Origin of the sequence: Bacillus sp. FSL H8-0516, from assembly GCF_038635285.1 — a bacterium.
Taxonomy (GTDB): Bacteria; Bacillota; Bacilli; order Bacillales; family Bacillaceae; genus Bacillus; species Bacillus safensis.
Genome location: NZ_CP152051.1, coordinates 1766166 through 1785137, shown reverse-complemented (window position 1 = coordinate 1785137; position 18972 = coordinate 1766166). Strand labels below are relative to the sequence as shown.

At 38.4% G+C, this 18972-nt stretch carries 19 protein-coding genes and 1 pseudogene; 14 read left to right on the top strand and 6 right to left on the bottom strand.

All coding sequences use genetic code 11. The features are described from left to right. The first annotated feature begins 56 nt into the window (after positions 1 to 56). From MHB67_RS08875 to MHB67_RS08830, 10 genes and pseudogenes are all read left to right on the top strand, one after another. A complete protein-coding gene (locus tag MHB67_RS08875; RefSeq protein WP_268416159.1) occupies positions 57 to 2219 on the top strand; it encodes an MMPL family transporter in 2163 nt (720 codons plus the stop codon). Positions 2220 to 2320: 101 nt separating this feature from the next. Further along, positions 2321 to 3505, top strand: a complete 1185-nt coding sequence (locus tag MHB67_RS08870; RefSeq protein ID WP_025093234.1) for a sensor histidine kinase — start codon at positions 2321 to 2323, stop codon at positions 3503 to 3505. Positions 3506 to 3510: 5 nt separating this feature from the next. After that, positions 3511 to 4161, top strand: coding sequence for a response regulator transcription factor (locus MHB67_RS08865; RefSeq protein ID WP_151039511.1), 651 nt, complete (start codon positions 3511 to 3513; stop codon positions 4159 to 4161). A gap of 222 nt (positions 4162 to 4383) precedes the next feature. Continuing rightward, a complete protein-coding gene (locus MHB67_RS08860; protein ID WP_342492898.1) occupies positions 4384 to 4596 on the top strand; it encodes a hypothetical protein in 213 nt (70 codons plus the stop codon). Positions 4597 to 4654: 58 nt separating this feature from the next. Continuing rightward, positions 4655 to 5353: an AraC family transcriptional regulator gene (locus MHB67_RS08855; protein WP_342492897.1), complete on the top strand. Its 699-nt coding sequence runs from the start codon at positions 4655 to 4657 to the stop codon at positions 5351 to 5353. A gap of 121 nt (positions 5354 to 5474) precedes the next feature. Then, positions 5475 to 5996, top strand: a complete 522-nt coding sequence (locus tag MHB67_RS08850; RefSeq protein WP_342492896.1) for an FGGY family carbohydrate kinase — start codon at positions 5475 to 5477, stop codon at positions 5994 to 5996. After that, positions 5990 to 6205 (top strand): annotated as a pseudogene (locus tag MHB67_RS08845) (L-rhamnose isomerase); the annotation flags it as partial. The gene MHB67_RS08850 and the pseudogene MHB67_RS08845, both read left to right, overlap by 7 nt. 280 nt (positions 6206 to 6485) lie before the next feature. After that, on the top strand, positions 6486 to 7202 hold the full coding sequence (locus tag MHB67_RS08840) for a (Fe-S)-binding protein (RefSeq protein WP_342492895.1): 717 nt from the start codon (positions 6486 to 6488) through the stop codon (positions 7200 to 7202). A 19-nt stretch (positions 7203 to 7221) separates the two neighbouring features. Beyond that, a complete protein-coding gene (locus MHB67_RS08835) occupies positions 7222 to 8646 on the top strand; it encodes a LutB/LldF family L-lactate oxidation iron-sulfur protein (RefSeq protein WP_122631354.1) in 1425 nt (474 codons plus the stop codon). After that, positions 8646 to 9359, top strand: coding sequence for a lactate utilization protein C (locus tag MHB67_RS08830; RefSeq protein WP_212048964.1), 714 nt, complete (start codon positions 8646 to 8648; stop codon positions 9357 to 9359). Before MHB67_RS08835 ends, MHB67_RS08830 begins: the two co-directional genes overlap by 1 nt. A 297-nt stretch (positions 9360 to 9656) precedes the next feature. On the opposite strand, the gene MHB67_RS08825 is transcribed toward MHB67_RS08830, so the two are convergent. Then, positions 9657 to 9998, bottom strand: coding sequence for a helix-turn-helix domain-containing protein (locus MHB67_RS08825; protein WP_056766608.1), 342 nt, complete (start codon positions 9996 to 9998; stop codon positions 9657 to 9659). 122 nt (positions 9999 to 10120) lie between these two features. Between MHB67_RS08825 and MHB67_RS08820 the strand changes: the two genes are divergently transcribed. Then, the gene (locus tag MHB67_RS08820; protein ID WP_056766607.1) at positions 10121 to 10702 is read left to right on the top strand and encodes an NAD(P)H-dependent oxidoreductase; all 582 of its coding nucleotides are present in this window, start codon (positions 10121 to 10123) and stop codon (positions 10700 to 10702) included. 228 nt (positions 10703 to 10930) lie between these two features. Here MHB67_RS08820 and MHB67_RS08815 read toward each other — a convergent pair whose 3' ends face one another. Next, the gene (locus tag MHB67_RS08815) at positions 10931 to 11500 is read right to left on the bottom strand and encodes a sugar O-acetyltransferase (RefSeq protein WP_342492894.1); all 570 of its coding nucleotides are present in this window, start codon (positions 11498 to 11500) and stop codon (positions 10931 to 10933) included. A gap of 223 nt (positions 11501 to 11723) precedes the next feature. Between MHB67_RS08815 and MHB67_RS08810 the strand changes: the two genes are divergently transcribed. From MHB67_RS08810 to MHB67_RS08800, 3 genes are all read left to right on the top strand, one after another. Continuing rightward, positions 11724 to 12905 (top strand): MFS transporter, encoded by a 1182-nt coding sequence (locus tag MHB67_RS08810; RefSeq protein ID WP_073205737.1) that lies wholly within the window; start codon positions 11724 to 11726, stop codon positions 12903 to 12905. Between the two features lie 184 nt (positions 12906 to 13089). Next, positions 13090 to 13425, top strand: a complete 336-nt coding sequence (locus tag MHB67_RS08805) for a hypothetical protein (protein WP_024425150.1) — start codon at positions 13090 to 13092, stop codon at positions 13423 to 13425. A 43-nt stretch (positions 13426 to 13468) separates the two neighbouring features. Beyond that, complete coding sequence (locus MHB67_RS08800; protein WP_254966705.1) at positions 13469 to 13594, top strand: hypothetical protein; 126 nt, start codon at positions 13469 to 13471, stop codon at positions 13592 to 13594. 55 nt (positions 13595 to 13649) lie between these two features. Here MHB67_RS08800 and parC read toward each other — a convergent pair whose 3' ends face one another. The 4 genes from parC to MHB67_RS08780 form a co-directional block, all read right to left on the bottom strand. Then, on the bottom strand, positions 13650 to 16088 hold the full coding sequence (gene parC / locus MHB67_RS08795; protein ID WP_073205734.1) for a DNA topoisomerase IV subunit A: 2439 nt from the start codon (positions 16086 to 16088) through the stop codon (positions 13650 to 13652). 2 nt (positions 16089 to 16090) lie between these two features. Further along, positions 16091 to 18058 carry a DNA topoisomerase IV subunit B gene (parE, locus tag MHB67_RS08790; RefSeq protein WP_024425148.1) on the bottom strand — a complete coding sequence of 656 codons (1968 nt, stop codon included), beginning with the start codon at positions 18056 to 18058 and terminating at the stop codon, positions 16091 to 16093. Positions 18059 to 18475: 417 nt separating this feature from the next. Beyond that, positions 18476 to 18889, bottom strand: coding sequence for a CoA-binding protein (locus tag MHB67_RS08785; RefSeq protein WP_034283453.1), 414 nt, complete (start codon positions 18887 to 18889; stop codon positions 18476 to 18478). Continuing rightward, the gene (locus MHB67_RS08780; RefSeq protein ID WP_267955856.1) at positions 18840 to 18968 is read right to left on the bottom strand and encodes a hypothetical protein; all 129 of its coding nucleotides are present in this window, start codon (positions 18966 to 18968) and stop codon (positions 18840 to 18842) included. The genes MHB67_RS08785 and MHB67_RS08780 overlap by 50 nt, the downstream gene beginning before the upstream one ends. Positions 18969 to 18972: the final 4 nt, after the last annotated feature.

The window sequence follows — 18972 nt, the reverse complement described above, 5'->3', positions numbered from 1 at the left end:
CATTACGTAGAATAAAGAGGTGAATATCATGAATTCGATGAAAAAGGAGTAAGTGAATGGCTAAATTTTTATATAACTTAGGAAACTTTGCTTTTACTAAGCCTAAACGAATGTTAATCGGTTGGTTACTTATTTTAGTAGCTGTAGTTGCAGCAACAATAGGGACAGGCGTTTCATTTAATGGAGATATGTCGATTCCAGGAACAAAATCTGAAAAAGCGATGGATCTCTTGGAAAAGAAGTTCCCAGCAGGTGATGATGAGGGAACGATTCGTCTAATATTTAAAGCACCTAAAGATGAAACTTTAGAAGCAAAGAAAGTGAAACATAAAATTAATGAGACGATAAAAGAAATTAAAAAGGATAAAGCAGTTAAGCAGGTGACCGATTTATATGAGACCTTTACGATAAGTAAAGATAAGAAAATAGGATATGCGGATATTACGTATCGAGTGAAAGCGGACAAGGTAAAGGAATCCTCAAAAGAGAAAGTATTAAATAGCATAAAGATTTCAAAAGATGCGGGCATCCAAACGGAATTAGGCGGCTCCGTGACATTCTCTGAAATTGAAGTAGGTGGCATTTCTGAAATCATAGGGATTATCTTCGCCTTCTTGATTTTAGCCTTTACATTTGCTTCACTTTTGGTCGCAGGATTACCAATATTGACGGCTGTGATTGGGTTAGTAATAGGTGTGATGGTCATTTTAATCACCTCAAACTTTGTAGACATGTCTGCATTTAGTCTCACATTAGCGGTGATGATTGGTCTTGCAGTAGGAATTGATTATGCGCTGTTTATCATTTCAAGATATCGACAGCTGTTAGCAGAAGGCTACAATTTGAATGAGGCTGCTGCTAGAGCTGTGGGTACCGCAGGAAGTGCTGTATTATTTGCGGGCGTCACTGTCATTGTTGCATTATGTGGACTTGTATTAGTTGACATACCGTTTCTAGGTATCATGGGCCTTGTGGGAGCCTTTATGGTACTATCTGTTATGCTTGTTTCCCTCACGATTGTTCCAGCTATACTAGGGCTTCTTGGAGATAAGGTGAGTCCTTCTAGGAAAAATAAGTTATTTTCTAAATTACAGCCAAAAAAAGAGAAAAAAACAATGGGCTGGGGAAGATTTATTCAAAAGCATCCGGGTAAAATAATGCTAGGTGTCATTTTATTGACAGGATTGATAAGCTGGCCAGCACTTCATATGGAGCTTGGTCTTCCGGATAACGGTATGAAAGGCAAAGAAACAACTGAACGTAAAGGATACGATCTTTTAGCAGAAGGTTTTGGCAAGGGGTTTAATGGACCACTTGCCATCATCATAGATGCCTCTCAAGCAGATAAAACGATGAAGTCCAAGTCCATCGAGAAATCATCAAAATTGTTAGAAAAAATGGATGGTATCAAACAAATCACGCCGGCGATCCCTGATCAATCGGGTGAGTACGCAATGTTAACAATCTTACCTAGAAGTGGTCCGGAGGATAAAGAAACGAAGCAATTAGTGAAAGACATTCGAAATGTATCGAGTGTGACTGACACAAAGTTTCTTGTGACTGGTTCTACTGCCGTGAATATAGATATTTCAGATAGACTCAGTGAAGCATTGCCAAAATTTGCAGGAGTCATTATTGGATTTGCTTTTGTGTTAATGATTCTTGTATTTAGATCATTCCTTGTTCCATTAAAGGCTGTACTAGGGTTTTTAATGACATTAACTGCTACATTAGGTTTTGCTGTCTTTGTTTTACAGGATGGACACCTTGCCCCATTGTTTGGAATACCTGCAGCAGGACCGTTGTTAAACTTTATGCCTGTACTAGTGACAGGAATATTATTTGGTCTTGCAATGGATTATGAAGTATTTTTAGTTAGTAGAATGAGGGAAGAATTCCTTCTATCTCATGATGCAAAGAAATCTGTTATTTCTGGATTACAGCATAGTGGCAGGGTTGTAACTGCAGCAGGCTTAATTATGATTTTCGTTTTCGCAAGCTTTATTTTTGCTCAAGACTTGATTATTAAAACAATGGGATTAACATTGGCATTTGGGGTTTTATTCGATGCATTTGTCATTAGAATGACCTTTATCCCTGCTTGTATGATGCTATTAGGGCGGGCAAATTGGTACTTACCAAAATGGCTGGCACGATTGCTTCCGCATATTGATATTGAAGGAGAGTCAATTGCCCAAAAAGAAAAGAAGATTATATAATGTATTCTTTTTAAAATGTTAAAATCCTAATACCGCCATTGCCTCTTTAAAAGGCGGGCGGTATTTTTCGTGTTATGATGGGGTTTGGAAGGTGAGAGTTTATGGTTAAGAAACGGATAGACCCATTTAATGAAATGATCTATTCCCGAATTCCCGCGTTATTATGGGGCGTTCTTGTTTATGCTGCAGCGATGATTTTTCAGTTTTTAACAGCATCTTTATCGCTTTCAAGTTTGTTTTTTTCTGGCCTTATCGCGATCCATCTCATTTTGCACTGGTGGTCATTTTATTGGTTCAAGAAGAAGCCTTGGATTTATTTCTTCATACAAGGAATCGTTATTCTACTTTGTGTTTTAGCTATGCAAGCTGCCTCTCCTGTTATTTTAATTGGTCTTTTACCGTTATTAATTGCTCAAAGCATCGGTGTATACTATCATACATTAAAGATTATTTTGACAGGACTTTGTTTTTATGTACTTTTTTTTCTAGCTCTTATTTTGGTTAATGATACAGATGATCTGACTGTCTACATTCCGATTTTATTTCTTATCCTTATTGTGGTCGTTGCATACTCTATCTTATTTTTTAGACAAGTAAAGGCTAGAATACGAACTCAAACGTTTCTAAAGGAACTCGAACTCGCACACCAGCAGGTGGAGGAGTTAACCCTTGCTAATGAGCGTCAAAGAATGGCGAGAGATTTACATGATACCCTTGCACAAGGGCTTGCAGGCATTATTATGCAATTGGAAGCTGTTCAAGCACATTTAGAGAATCAAAATACCCAGCGTGCTCAAAGCATTATCAAGGGCTCAATGAGCCAAGCGCGAAAAACATTAGGTGAGGCACGAATGGTGATTGATGATCTTCGGAAGGATCGTCATGATCAATACGATTTAACTGAAACAGTGAAAAATGAAGTAAATCGATTTACGACAGCAACGAATATCCCAATTCGTACAAAGATATCTGTACCTCAGAATATGTCACCTTTTTTTATTGAACATACTGTTTACATGATAAAAGAATGCTTAACGAATGTTTCAAAACATGCCAAAGCAAGCCATGTCGAGTTAGTGATGGTACAACAAGGTGATCACATCCATTTGAAAATAGCAGACAATGGAGTGGGATTTGATGAGAAAAAACGAGAATCCACTTTTGGACATTACGGCATCATTGGTATGTCAGAACGTGTTCGGCTGCTTGGTGGAGAGATCCATTTGAAAAGTAAAAAAAATGAAGGTACACAAGTAATAGTGAACATACCTTTGAAAAAGGAGTAAATACAGTGTCTTATCGAATTGTGATTGTTGATGATCATTATGTTGTGAGAGAAGGATTAAAATTAATTCTTGAAACAGACGAAAGATTTGAAGTTGTTGGAGAAGCAGAAGATGGAGGAAAGGGGATAGATGTCATAAAAGAAAAATCCCCAGACCTTGTATTACTTGACCTCAACATGCCAATGATGAGCGGGCTTGATATGCTTAGAGAAATGCAGACTCTTCAAATAAAAGTTCCTGTACTCATTTTGACTACTTATAATGAAGAAAAATTAATGATCCAAGGGTTACAGCTTGGTGCAAAAGGCTACCTTTTAAAGGATGCCAGCAGAGAAAATTTATTTAATACTATTGAAGCAGCCATCAGAGGAGACATTTTACTTCAATCAAATGTGGCCTCAAAGGTATTTGAATCAACCGTACACAAAGAACCTCAAGAAAAATTGAAAACAGACAACCACTGGCTTACCGAAAAAGAAATGCTCGTTTTGCAAGCAGTAGCTAGAGGGTTTCGGAGTAAGGAAATTGCATTTGATATGGGAATTTCCGAGAGAACTGTAAAAGCACATTTAACAAACATTTATCAAAAACTAAATGTGACATCAAGAGCTGAAGCAATTAAAACATCAATAGAATTAGGAATTATTCATTTTTAGATTTCATTCTCTTCATAATTGAACAAACAGGAGTGAAAGCCATTCTTGCAGAAAGCACTTTTGTACAAACCTATGAGCTTGGGAACTAATAAAGAGACTACTTTAGGTAGTCTCTTTTTAAAAAGCATGGAGTTAGACTCTATAAAAGAAAGAAGGTATGTGGGCTTTGGTTGAAGAAGTCTAATAAACAATGAAGTAAGATTATAAACAAAGGAGAAAACTATGCAACATGATCTTCTCAATCAATTATTAAAGATAACAGATGAAGAGGAACTGATTCTACAAAACAGAAGAGAGATAAATAAAGACATTTATACCAATCAGTCTAATTTTATTATAGAAAGTCAAAAATTTCTCAATCAAGAGAGTATGATTACGGTTCGAAAACATACACGCTTTGTGGATTTTCCTAAACATAAACACGACTTACATTGAGATTAATTATGTTTACAATGGAGAGTATAACCAAAAAGTAGGGAATCAAAGAATAAAATTGCAACAAGGGGAGCTGTTATTTTTAAACCAGCATATTGAGCATGAAACTCAAGCTTGTGCAGAAGAAGACATTATTATAAATTTTATCATTTTACCTCATTTTTTTGATTTTATCTTTTCGTTTTTAACGACTGAAAATAGAATTAGTAATTTCTTAATTAACAGTTTATATAACAGTACTCAAAATGGACAATTCCTTTATTTTAAAGTTTCAGAAGTAGAAAGCATTCAAGAATTAATAAAAAAAATGATGATTGAAATTATGTCTCCTGCTTTTATGTCTGAATCCACCATTAAATTGTATATGGGTCTTTTAATGGTGGAGTTAATTAAACACGCTGATAAGGCCGAACATACAGAAGACAATCCTGTACAACATTATTTAATTGTTGAATCATTAAAGTATATTGATGAACATTTCCAGAGTGCATCACTGAATGAATTAGCCACAAAATTAAGCCAGCCCGCTTATGCTTTAAGTAAAGAGATTAAAAAGGCTACCAACTTTACATTTAAAGAATTACTTCAAGAAAAACGTTTAAATAAAGCGAAAGAGTTACTGGAAAGTACAGATATGCCAATTGCCTCTGTCATAGATCAAGTTGGATATGATAATGTAAGTTATTTCTATCGGATTTTTAAAAACAAATATCATCAGACACCAAAGCAATTCAGAGAACACTTAGCAAAAAGATAAGATGCTGCTAATTGTTCTTTTTTATTTTAAACAATTGCAAATAAGGACAACAAATAAATCATTTTAGACATTATTTTCTCCTTTTAGCTGGCTTAATATAAAGACATAAGCAAACGCTTTCATGCAAAGGATGATTAAAATGAAGAAATGTTGTTTAGCAGTTGATATTGGTGCTTCTAGTGGAAGATTAATAGCGGGTAATCTTGAAGATGAACGTTTAAATCTAAAAGAAATCCACCGTTTCGAGAATAAAATGGTCCAAAAAAATGGCCAGTTTTGCTGGGAGCTTGATCGATTATTTGAAGAAATAAAAAAGGGAATTCATCAATGTAGTGAAATGGGATTATCTCCAGAAAGTATCGGTATTGATACATGGGCTGTAGACTTTGTTTTACTAGATGAATGGAACAAACCTTTAACAGATTTTGTTGCCTATCGCGATTCGAGAACAGACGGGATGATGGATGAGGTTTTTAAAACATTCATGAAGGAACGTCTGTATCTAGAGACAGGAATTCAATTTCAAAAATTTAATACGATTTATCAACTTTATTCAATCAAACAAAATCATCCGGAGATTTTAGAAAATGCAAAATCTTTTCTAATGGTTCCTGACTATTTTCATTATTTATTAAAATGTTAGTACCAAATGAACATTTAAAAGAGTTACAGGAAGATGGAAACTTTACAGAAAGATTAGCATTAATAGAGGAATTCAAAACGTATCCTTTCGGTGCAATCTGGGATTACTATTGTGAAAAAATGGGCGTGCCTGTAAAAGAAACATGGCTGGAAGAAGTGAAACAATATGAGCAAGATGTATTAACAACAAGAAACCCTGTTTTAGCCTAAAAAATCATGAAAGGCTAACTAGTAAATTTACAAAGAGATACAGTCAGGGGAAGGGTCTAATAGATCAATTCCCCTGTTTATATTAAAAGGATTCCTTTTTAGATGAATAGGTTACAACTCAATGTTTTTTCCACTCTACGCGTGCTAATTGAAGGGAATCATATTCATCTCACATGGAGAATACACAATAAAATACTTATGAGAGAAGGGGCCTGCTTTTACTTTTCAGTCATCAGCCGACCAGGTAAATCTAAATATTCGTTAAGAGGAGGTTTTAAAATTGAAAGTGAGCTTATTTATTACATGTTTAATTGATACTTTCCAGCCGAATGTCGGTAAGGCAACAGTTGAGATACTTGAACACCTTGGTTGTGAAGTATCCTTTCCTACATCACAAGTATGTTGTGGCCAGCCCGCCTATAATAGTGGCTATGTTGCCGAAGCCAAGCGAGCAGCGAAAAATATGATTCAAACCTTTGCAGATGTAGAGTATATAGTAACTCCCTCTGGTTCTTGTGCAGCGATGTTCCACGAATATCCACATATATTCAAAGGAGATGTTCAATGGGAGGAGCGAGCAAGGCGTCTTGCTGAGAAGACGTATGAACTAACTCAATTTATCGTAGAGGTTTTAAAGGTTACAGATGTAGGGGCACGTTTAAAAGGGAAAGCGACCTATCATACATCTTGTCATATGACACGTTTGCTAGGTGTGAAGGAAGCACCTTTTACGCTGCTTTCTAATGTAAAAGAATTAGAGGTTGAGCATCTTCCCAACGCCCAAAATTGCTGTGGATTTGGTGGAACTTTTTCTGTGAAAATGATGCCAATATCTGAACAAATGGTAGACGAAAAAGTAGAAAGTGTTGAACAGACAGGTGCGGACTATTTAATTAGTGCAGATTGTGGATGTTTAATGAATATTGGAGGACGAATAGAACGTTTAGGAAAATCAGCGCAGGTACTGCATATTGCAGAGGTATTAAATAGCCGTTAATTCAAGGGGGGAACACGATATGAGCATGAAAATTAGTGATAAAAAATTTAATGAACGTATTGATAAAGGAATCCAAGATTCTACGATGCGTGAGGCTGTGTCTACAGCTCAAGAACGCCTGTATACACGTCGTTTGACAGCTAGTGAAGAGCTTGGGAACTGGGAAGAATGGCGCGATTTAGGGGAGCAAATCCGTCAACACACGCTGGAGAATTTAGATTATTACTTAATGCAATTAAGTGAAAATGTTACAAAACGCGGGGGACATGTCTTTTTTGCGAAAACAAAAGAAGACGCCGCTCAATACATGAAGGAAGTTGCAGAAAAAAAACAAGCCAAGAAAGTCGTGAAATCTAAATCAATGGTAACCGAAGAAATAGAAATGAATAAAACTTTAGAAGACATAGGTTGTGAAGTAGTAGAAAGTGACCTAGGCGAATACATTTTGCAAGTTGATGATCATGAACCACCTTCCCACATCGTAGCGCCGGCTCTTCATATGAAAAAAGAACAAATTCGTGATGTATTTCAAGAAAAACTAGGTTATGGAAAGTCGGAGGATCCTTACGAGATGACAAAATTTGTTCGTAAAATCCTGCGCGAAAAATTTCTTGAAGCAGAAATCGGTGTCACCGGTTGCAACTTTGCCGTTGCAAATACAGGATCAATTTGTTTAGTAACCAATGAAGGAAATGCGGATCTTGTCACTGCTATTCCAAAAACGCAAATCGCTGTAATGGGAATGGAACGTCTTGTACCAACAATGGAGGAGCTGGATGTACTCGTTGGATTGCTTTGCAGAAGTGCAGTAGGGCAAAAGCTAACAAGTTACATTACAACAGTAGGGCCTAAATATGAAGAAGAGGCAGATGGTCCAGAAGAATTTCACCTTGTTGTCGTTGATAACGGCCGTTCTGAAATCTTAGGGTCTGAGTTCCAACAAGTATTACAATGCATCCGTTGTGCGGCATGTATTAATGTATGTCCAGTATATCGTCATGTCGGAGGACATTCTTATGGCTCTATCTATCCGGGGCCAATTGGTGCAGTATTAAGTCCACTATTAGGTGGATATGACGATTATAAAGAACTGCCATATGCATCAACTCTTTGTGCAGCATGTACTGATGCTTGTCCAGTTAAAATTCCGCTACACGAACTACTTTTAAAACATCGTCAAGTAATTGTTGAAAAAGAAGGACGTGCTCCTCTCGGTGAGAAACTAGCGATGAAAATGTTTGGAATGGGAGCATCATCTGCTGCTCTATACAAACTAGGTACAAAAATGGCACCTACAGCTATGAAGCCCATTGTATCAGGAGATCGAGTCTCCAAAGGAATTGGCCCATTAAAAAATTGGACTGAAATTCGAGAATTCCCAGCTCCAAGTAAAGAACGTTTTCGAGACTGGTTTGACAATCATAAAAAAGGTGGTGAAAAGTAATGAGAGGAACAGCTCAAAATCAGGAAGTTTTTTTAAATCATGTGGCTAAACAGCTAGGACGCGAAAGACGAATAAGTGGTGTTGTACGACCAGAGTGGAAGAATAACGTAAACTGGGATGTAATGAAAGGTTATACAGAAAAGGAGTTAATCGCTTCGTTCACAGAGCACTGCAGCAAAATTCATACCACTGTTTTTGAAACAACAAAAGATCACTTAGCTGAAGCTTTAAAGAAAATTGTTGCTGAACATGGCGGGGGGCCTGTAATGACAGCCCAAGATTCACGTTTCAAAGAATATGGCTTAACAGATTTACTTGAAAAAGAATGGCCGGAAGAAAATATAGAGGTACATGTATGGGATTCAAAAAGAGGACGTGAAGCGAATCATTCCCTCGCCGAAAAAGCCAATATTGGTATTACATTCAGTGACTATGCACTTGCCGAGTCAGGAACAATTGTTGTAAAAACTCATGAGGGACAAGGGCGGGCACTTCACTTTTTGCCGACTGTCTATGTCACGATTATCCCGCGTGAAACGATTGTGGCACGTATTACACAGGCTGTTTCTGACCTAAACCAACGTGTGGAAAAGGGAGAAACTGTTGCTTCTTGTATTCACTTTATTTCTGGACCAAGTAATTCTGCAGATATCGAAATGAATTTGGTCGTAGGTGTGCATGGACCTTTAAAAGCTTTTTATTTCATTGTGTAAGGTTGGTTGATATAAAAAATAGAGTTTCCATTTGGAATCTCTATTTTTTTCAAGGATTCCACGCAGGTCGTAAGAAATCTGGAATTGGCGGAGCAGATGGTAAACATGGTTTAGAAGAATTTTTACAAACTCATGTTGTTTATTTGCAGCATAACTCAAACAAAAGATAAGAGAAAGACAACTTAATATTCCATGAGATTTATCAATGTTCTAAGAGTATCTCAAGAGAGATGCTCTTTTTCTTGACTGAATGTACAATCCCTTTTGCCTAAAAGTACAATTTCACTCAACGTCTAACTATTTTTTCATTTGTTCTTCACCCCAATAGCAAATCGCATCTAATACAGGGATCAATGATAATCCCTTTTCCGATAAACTATATTCTACTTTTGGAGGCACTTGAGGATATTCTTTACGATTAATTAACTGATCTGCTTCAAGCTCTTTTAGTGTATTGGTTAATGTTTTAAAAGAGATTGCCCCAAGCATTCGTTTCAACTGATTATAGCGAATAGGCGCATTGTTTGCATATAAAGCATACAGTACCGTCATCTTATATTTCCCACCAATTAATGATAAAGTGTACCCAAATCCAGTTTCTTTTAGATCAACATGAGCTGTAAAGGATTCTTTGGTCATTTTACACTCTCCTTTAGGTTAGTATCGCACTTTAATTACCGTACTTGTAGTACGTTATAGCATACAATAAAATGAATGTACATCAAAATATGATGAAAATAACAAAAAAGGGTGAATGAATTATGAAAACAATTGTCTATGCACATCCTTGGGATGGAAGCTATAATCATGCCATTTTGACTTCCATTACAGAAAATCTAGAAACAAAGAGAGAACCATTTCAAGTGATCGATTTATATAAAGATGGGTTCAATCCCGTTTTTTCAGCTGAGGAATTGAAGTATTTTCATAAAGGAGAAACGCCTGATCAATTAGTTAAGGATTATCAAAAGAAATTAAGTCAGTCAACTGAATTAATATTTATATTTCCTGTCTGGTGGTGGGATTTACCTGCAATTTTAAAAGGATTTATTGATAAAGTCATGTTAAGAGGTTTCGCATTCTTGGAAGATAAAAACACTGGGGCTTTAAAAGGTTTATTGACAAATATTAAAAAAACAACCGTGATCTCAACATCTACAACAGATAAGGATTATATAGAATCTGAAGGTGGGAATGCGATTCAAAGCGTTTTTATTAACAGAACTCTTGCTGACTTGGGAATTAAAAACGAAGACACCAAATGGATTCATTTTTCGAGAGTTAACTTAACAACAGATGAAAAGAGGAAAGTATTTTTAAACGAAATATCCCAACGTATTTAATTTACTGTAGCAGCCAATAAGGAAAGGCACAACCTTTACGACCGATCTAATTGATTGAGAAGGTGGTAGAGGTTGTGAAATTAAATATCGACACTCAAATATATATTCTCATTTCTTAGTTTACATAATATATATTCTAGGAAGTTAAACAAACATTGAATTTCTCTTGTCTCAAAATTAAGTATACTTATCTTATTGAGACAAAATAGGAAAAATCAAAATCCAACGTTATTCGCCAGATTTTGATTCATCAAGATATTTAATGATTTTCGCAGGATTTCCGCCAACCACCACATTTGCTGGAACATTTTTTGTCACAACGGCACCAGATGCAATGACAGCATTGTCGCCAATTGTGACACCTGGATTAATAATAGCACCGCCGCCAATCCATACATGGTTTCCAATGGTGACTGGTTTGCCGAATTCAATGCCTTTTGCACGTTCTATCGGGTCAAGCGGGTGTCCAGCCGTATAAATATGTACATTCGGACCTAATAAACAGTGATGTCCAATGGTAATTTTGCAAACGTCTAATAACACTGCATCAAAATTTGCAAAAAAATGCTCACCAATCTCAATATTGTATCCGTAATCGCACTGCAGTCTTCCTTCAAAAACGACATCATTTCCGCAAGCGCCTAATAATTCCTTTAAAATGGATGTTCTTTTTTCTTGCTGAAAGGTTTGCTGATATGCGTATGTCAATTGTCTCGCTCTTTCACGATCTGCGATCAGTGTTTGGTCACTAGATACATAATGTTCTCCTTGGATCATTTTTTCCTTTTCACTTTTCATGTTGATCTCCTCCTCCCTTCTATTTATATTGATGCGATATGATTACATCCTACCGCCCCCTTTATGTTTATTTTACCTTCTCATCATAACAATTGGGAAGGAATGATTTCTTTTGACTAGAATTGACCTTGTTCCTCCAGCAAGTTATTTACGAATCAGCAAGTCTCATTTATAATCGAGTAGATTTGTTCAATAACATATATCTTTAATTGTGAGGGATTAGATGGAATTAAAGTGGTATAAAGCAATTATTGTGATCTTTACGATGTCTGGGATCTCCATTTCTACATGGTTTTCACGGACACCGGAAGTGAGAGATTTATTACAAGCAAACACAGGAACAATGGGACTTATTTTACTCGGTTTATCCGTTGGTTCAATTGTTGGGCTTGTTCTTTCAAATGTATTCGTCCGCAAAAAAGGCGGCCGATTGGCGATTGTGATCAGTGCTTTTTTGATGTTCCTTGGATTTACTACTCTTGCCATTGGTTCAACGCTCTCTTCTATCTTTGTCGTCACCTCTGGTCTTTTTCTTTTTGGAGCAGGCTCTGGCATGTGCAATGTGGCGATGAACTTAGAAGGAACAGAGATTGAGTACAGCATCAAGAAAACCATTCTGCCTATATTGCACGCTTCCTTTAGCATTGGGACTTTAATTGGAGCAGGTGCTGGTATTCTTTTTATCCATCTAGGCATCTCTGTATTGATACACCTTCTCGCTATCGCCCTTCTATTCTTCCTCAGTATATTGATTTGTACACGGTTTATCCCGCATGGGACAGGAAAGGATCAGCATGAGAAGCAGACCGATACAGTTGAGTCTACTCAAACGGCATGGCTGAACAAACGAACGATATCTCTTGCGATGATCGCCTTATGTCTTGCGTTTGTCGAAGGCTCGGCCAATGATTGGATTCCACTTGCAATGGTGGATGGCTACCAAGTTTCACATTCCATGAGTACGGTCATCTATGCTTTGTTTTTGTGCGGCATGATTAGCGGCAGACTGATCAGCGGACGTTTGATCGATCGCTTTGGCAGAGTATTATTGCTAAGAGTTGCGATTTTATCAGCAGCTGCCGGCCTATTCTTAGTCATTTTGAAGATTTCACTTGTTGTATGTATGATATCAATCTTTTTATGGGGACTTGGCGCATCTTTAGGCTTTCCGCTAACTATTTCTGCAGCAGGCGATGATAGCCGGTACGCGGTCAAACGCGTTAGTATTGTGACCTTATCTGGTTACACAGCCTCCCTTTCCGGTCCTCCTATTTTAGGGCTGCTTGCCAATCAAGTTGGACTGCTTCATGCCTTTATCTTTGTTCTAATTGCCATATGTATTGCAGGAATCTTTACTAAAGCTGTAGCAAAACCACATTCATTACAAGCGACTAAAAGTGTCTGATCCTTGATCATGGCACTTTTTTTAAATTTAAAAAATAAAATTGAAACCTTTCATGAAGTGAAACAGTCCTATAGATGTCGTGATGTTTATCGCTTTTTTAATGAGGGAAAGTAAAAAAATAAGACTTTTCAAATAACTGAAAACGTGGTAAGATCATGAAAATAACCAGGAAGGGGTGAGAAAAATGAAAAAAAATATGCTATTAAAATTAGGTGTTTTATGCATAGCACTTGCAAGTTTTCATTTGTTCTCAATGCCTCATTCCGTTCAGGTATACCATCATGCTAAGGTGGTTGCCGATCAAGAATCACATGAAATGAAAATCGTCCAGACAATGGGCGATGAAAAGAAACAAAAACATGTGAACGCAGTATTTGCCGCATTTACAGCACTGCTGATTATTGGCAGTATGACAGCTGGATTTGCACGCATCACTCATACTGATCGATTTGACCGGAAAAAGAAGCATTTACTTGCAGTGTTCTATCAATCTTCTTATTTCCGACAAGCTCGTGTTTAACCCAACCATCTAAATCAAAACAAAAATTGGGAGGTTTTACACGATGTTATTTTTCTTAAGAATTTTCATTCTAGGTCTTTTCTCTGTCACTTCACTTTCTCTTTTCGTCTACCAAGGAATTGAAGTAGTGCACGCCATTACAAGCATGTTTGGCAACCACGAGAGCTAAATGACCCGTATATAAAAGAACCCCCCTGCCAGTCGCAGGGGGGGTTTTCGTTTGCTTATTTATTGTCATCTGGTGCAGGTTCAGGTGTCAGAAGGACATGAGTCACTTCTCCCTGCTCTTCCTCATCTATAATAAATGATCCATTGCTATAGCGGTCATTTGCTCTTAAAGTAGAAATATCAAGTGGAATCGTTGTACCCTTTTCTGTATCTATCTCAAGTGTATCGTGCAGCGCTGCAGCGATCACAGCCACAATACGGTGCGGGTTTTTCTTTAATTCTCTCAGCATAAGAACTCCGCGTTTCGCTCTTGATGTTTTATCAAATTCAGAGAGGTTCATTCGCTTTACAGCCCCTCTTTGTGTCGTGAGCACAAGGACATCGTTTTTCGGATCAATGATCTGACCAGAGACTACCTCGTCCCCTTCCTTCAAGTTGATTCCTTTGACACCGGCCGCTCTCGGTCCAACAACACTTACTTCTTCTTCATCAAACCACAAACCGTAACCATTTTTCGTTGCAATAAACAATTCCTGCTGTCCTGTTGTGACATGAACATCAACGAGTTCATCGTCACCTTTTAGGTTTAAGGCAACAAGCGGTTTCGAATAACGCTGCGCTTTATATTGAAGAAGCTCTGTTTTCTTCACCATTCCGCCTTTCGTAAAGAATAACAGATATGATGTTTCATCAAATTCTTTTATTGGAATGGCTTTTTGAATTGATTCCTCGCGATCAATCGAAATGATATTCGTAATATGCTGCCCCATGTCTTTCCAGCGTATATCTGGCAGCTGGTGAACAGGACAATAAATGTAGCTTCCTTTATTCGTAAACAGCAGAAGAACATCCGTTGTATTCATTTCAAACTGATGAATCAAACGGTCAGTATCCTTCATGCCAAAGTCCTTACCGTTAGAGGCAGCATAGGAGCGCTGGCTTGTCCGTTTGATGTAACCATCCTTCGTGACTGTGACGTATACATCCTCTGATGCGATCATCACTTCAAGGTTAATCTTAATTTCTTCGATTTTTTCCTCAATAACGGATCTTCTCTCATCAGCATATGTCTTTTTGAGCTTTTTCAGGCTGTTTGTAATGACCTTCAGCAGCTTTTTCTCGTTCGCTAAAATGTCTTCAAGCTCTGCTATGCGCACATCAAGCTCTCTTGCTTCGTCTCTTAATTGCGTAATATCTGTATTCGTTAAACGATATAACTGGAGTGAAACAATCGCTTCTGATTGTGCTTCTGTAAAGTCATATTTCGCCATCAAGTTGTTCTTTGCATCACGCTTATCATTAGAGGAGCGGATGGTGGCAATAACTTCATCTAAGATGGAAAGTGCCTTAATTAAGCCGTCGACAATATGGTGGCGTTCCTTCGCTTTTCGAAGCTCGTACGCTGAGCGGTTCGTCACCACTTCTTTTTGATGGGCAATATATGCATCTAGTACAGTGGTGAGCGTCATTAATGTCGGTCTTCGATTATGTATCGCTACCATATTAAAGTTATATGGGATTTGCAGATCTGAGTTTTTATATAAGAAATTCAGCACACCATTTGCATCTGCTTCTTTTTTCAGCTCTACTACGATTCGAAGCCCAGTACGGTCTGTTTCATCTCGGACCTCTGAAATGCCTTCTACTTTTCTTTCAATTCGGAACTCGTCCATCTTTTTGACAAGATTGGCTTTATTCACTTCGTAAGGAATTTCTGTGATCACGATTTGCTGGCGTCCGCCGCGGATGGTTTCAATCTCCGCTTTGCCTCGAATCATAATCTTTCCTTTTCCTGTTTCATACGCCTTCTTAATACCGTCTACACCTTGAATGATACCGCCTGTTGGGAAATCTGGCCCTTTGATAACCGTCATTAAATCCTCAACCGTACAATGCGGCTGTTCGATTCGTTTAATAACGCCATCAATGACTTCTCCCAAGTGATGCGGCGGGATATCTGTGGCATACCCAGCTGAAATCCCTGTTGATCCATTCACGAGGAGGTTTGGGAACATCGCTGGTAATACAACGGGCTCTTTGCTTGTATCATCAAAGTTTGCGACAAATTCGACCGTTTCCTTGTCTAAGTCCTTTAAAAGCTCTGAAGCAATAGCAGACAGCCTTGCTTCCGTATATCGCATGGCAGCAGGCGGATCACCATCGATACTCCCGTTATTCCCATGCATCTCAATCAGTACATTTCGTACTTTCCACTCCTGACTCATTCTTACCATCGCTTCATAAACAGATGAGTCTCCGTGCGGGTGATAGTTACCAATCACGTTACCGACTGTTTTAGCGGCTTTACGGAAGTTTTTATCCTGCGTATTTCCTTCTGCATACATCGCATATAAAATTCTTCGTTGTACAGGTTTTAGTCCATCACGTGCATCTGGAAGCGCACGGTCTTGGATAATATATTTACTATAGCGGCCAAAGCGGTCGCCGATTACTTCTTCTAATGGTAAATCATGAAATCGTTCTTGTTGTGCCATGTTTAAACCTCCTCAGCTAGCGACAAGTTTTCATTTTCAAGAATGTTGCTTTCCTCATCAAGTCCAAAGGCGACATTCTTTTCAATCCATTTACGGCGTGGTTCTACTTTGTCACCCATTAGAGTTGTGACGCGGCGTTCCACACGTGCAGCATCATCAATTTTGACCCTGACAAGTGTTCTCGATTCTGGATTCATTGTCGTTTCCCATAGCTGGTCGGCATTCATTTCACCTAACCCTTTGTAGCGCTGAATCGTGTACCCTTTTCCAACTTTCTTCAATACGTCATCCATTTCTTCATCAGACCATGCGTACTCAATGATTTCTTTTTTCCCTGAGCCTTTGCTGACTTTATATAAAGGCGGGAGTGCAATAAACACTTTGCCATGCTCAATCAGCGGCTTCATATAGCGGTAGAAGAATGTTAAGAGAAGCACTTGAATATGCGCTCCATCCGTATCCGCATCTGTCATGATCACGATTTTGTCATAATTGATGTCTTCTACATTAAAATCGACACCGACGCCTCCACCAATTGCATGAATAATGGTGTTGATTTCTTCGTTTTTGAAAATATCAGCAAGCTTTGCTTTTTCTGTATTGATGACCTTTCCGCGCAGCGGTAGCACCGCCTGGAATTTACGGTCGCGCCCCTGTTTTGCTGACCCGCCCGCTGAGTCACCCTCTACTAGGTATAGTTCGTTTCTTGCTGGGTTTCTAGATTGGGCAGGTGTTAATTTTCCGCTCAGCGTGGCTTCAGACTTTTTCCGTTTCTTGCCGCTCCTTGCTTCTTCACGGGCTTTTCTAGCAGCCTCTCTTGCCTGCTGCGCTTTAATTGCTTTTTTCACAAGAAGAGTGGCTGTTTCCCGGTTTTCTTCAAGGAAATACGCAAGTTTTTCAGAAATGACAGCATCAACAGCTGAACGTGCCTCACTTGTCCCAAGCTTTCCTTTTGTCTGCCCTTCAAATTGAAGCAGTTCTTCAGGAATTCTGACAGAAATAATAGCAGACAGTCCTTCGCGAATATCAGTACCTTCTAAATTTTTGTCTTTTTCTTTTAAAAGAGCGACTTTGCGAGCATATTCGTTAAAGGCTCTCGTCATGGCCGTTTTGGCACCAGACTCATGTGTTCCGCCATCTTTTGTTCTGACGTTATTAACGAAGGAAAGGATATTTTCCGAATAGCCATCATTAAATTGAAAAGCAAAATCTACTTCAATGGACTGATGCTCTCCTTCAAATGAGACGACTTCACTCAGAACATCTTTTTCTTCATTTAAATAAGCAACAAAGGCTTCAATGCCTGTCTCATAATAAAACGTTTCTTGTACATCATGCCGTTCATCGATCAGCTCTATTTTTAACCCTTTTAATAAAAAGGCAGATTCTCTTAAACGCTCTGATAATGTATCGAAATTATAGGTCGTAACACTGAACATGGTAGGGTCCGGCTTAAAATGAATCAGTGTCCCCGTTTTTTTCGATTTTCCGATTTTTTCGAGTGATGTGACAGGTTTACCGCCGTTTTCAAAGCGCTGATGATAAATAAATCCGTCACGTTCAATTGTGACAGTGAGCCATTCTGACAGCGCGTTCACAACAGATGCCCCAACTCCGTGAAGTCCACCACTTGTTTTATATCCACCTTGACCAAATTTTCCGCCTGCGTGCAGGACCGTTAAAATGATCTCGGGTGTCGGTTTTCCAAGCTTATGCATACCAGTAGGCATTCCACGCCCTTTATCTTGGACGGAAATGCTGTTATCTTTATGTATTTTGACAATGATATGATCTCCATGGCCAGCGAGCACTTCATCGACAGAGTTGTCTACAATCTCATAGACAAGGTGATGAAGACCGCGCGAATCCGTAGATCCAATATACATCCCTGGACGTTTACGGACCGCTTCAAGCCCCTCTAGCACCTGAATAGAATCATCGTTATAATCTACTTGCTGCTTTTTAACCAAATGCTTAATCCCCTTTCACTAACAAACATAACCGGCTAATCATCAAATGATCTCTCTAGATTTTAATGATGATCATGCTGCTCATTACTGTCCACTTTAATAAGCTGCATCATCATCATGCATGTGTCATTCACCAATACATGCTCTTTTGCACAGCTATGAGAATCATTCTACATTCTGCAATCAGAACTAGAAGTCCATTATAAACAAGACTGTTTCATAAGCCAAATGCAATCATATGATGGTTTTAGCAAAACAGAACAAATGTTCTATATTGATCTTATCGCTCTTTTTCTCGATATGCAAGGCCGCCGATATGTCCCTGTCGCCTTATTTTATCGCTTTCTTTCAGAATCGCAAATATATTTCTGCAACAAAAAAGCAAAAATCCTTGAAAAACCAAGGATTTTTGACGATTTAATGAGTTTTTGTCATCGCATGAGCCACCTTGATACATAAATCCATGATGGCGACCTTGCCATTTTCCTCAATCAGCCTTTTCGCTTCTTCGTGATATATGCCTTGCTGCGCCCAAAAAACAGGTGCGTCTATTTCGAGAAACTCTTCTGCCACCTCTGGTAAAAACTCTGAACGTCTAAAGACATTGACGATATCAACAGGCTCTTTTATATCTTTTAAAGAAGCGACTGCTTTCACACCGAGTGCTTCATCGATCGTTGGGTTCACTGGAATAATCTCATACCCGGCATCCTGCATTGCTTTAGACACCATATAAGATGTCCGGTGCGGCTGATCTGATAATCCAACAACAGCAATTCGTTTACTGCTCTTTAATATACGGCCGATTTCTTCTTTCGTAGGATTGTTCATCAAGACACTCCTTTTCCTCCATTTTAGCGAATTTCTGCTTAAAAACAAAGCTGAATCCATCTGCTTTCGATTTTTTCAAAAAA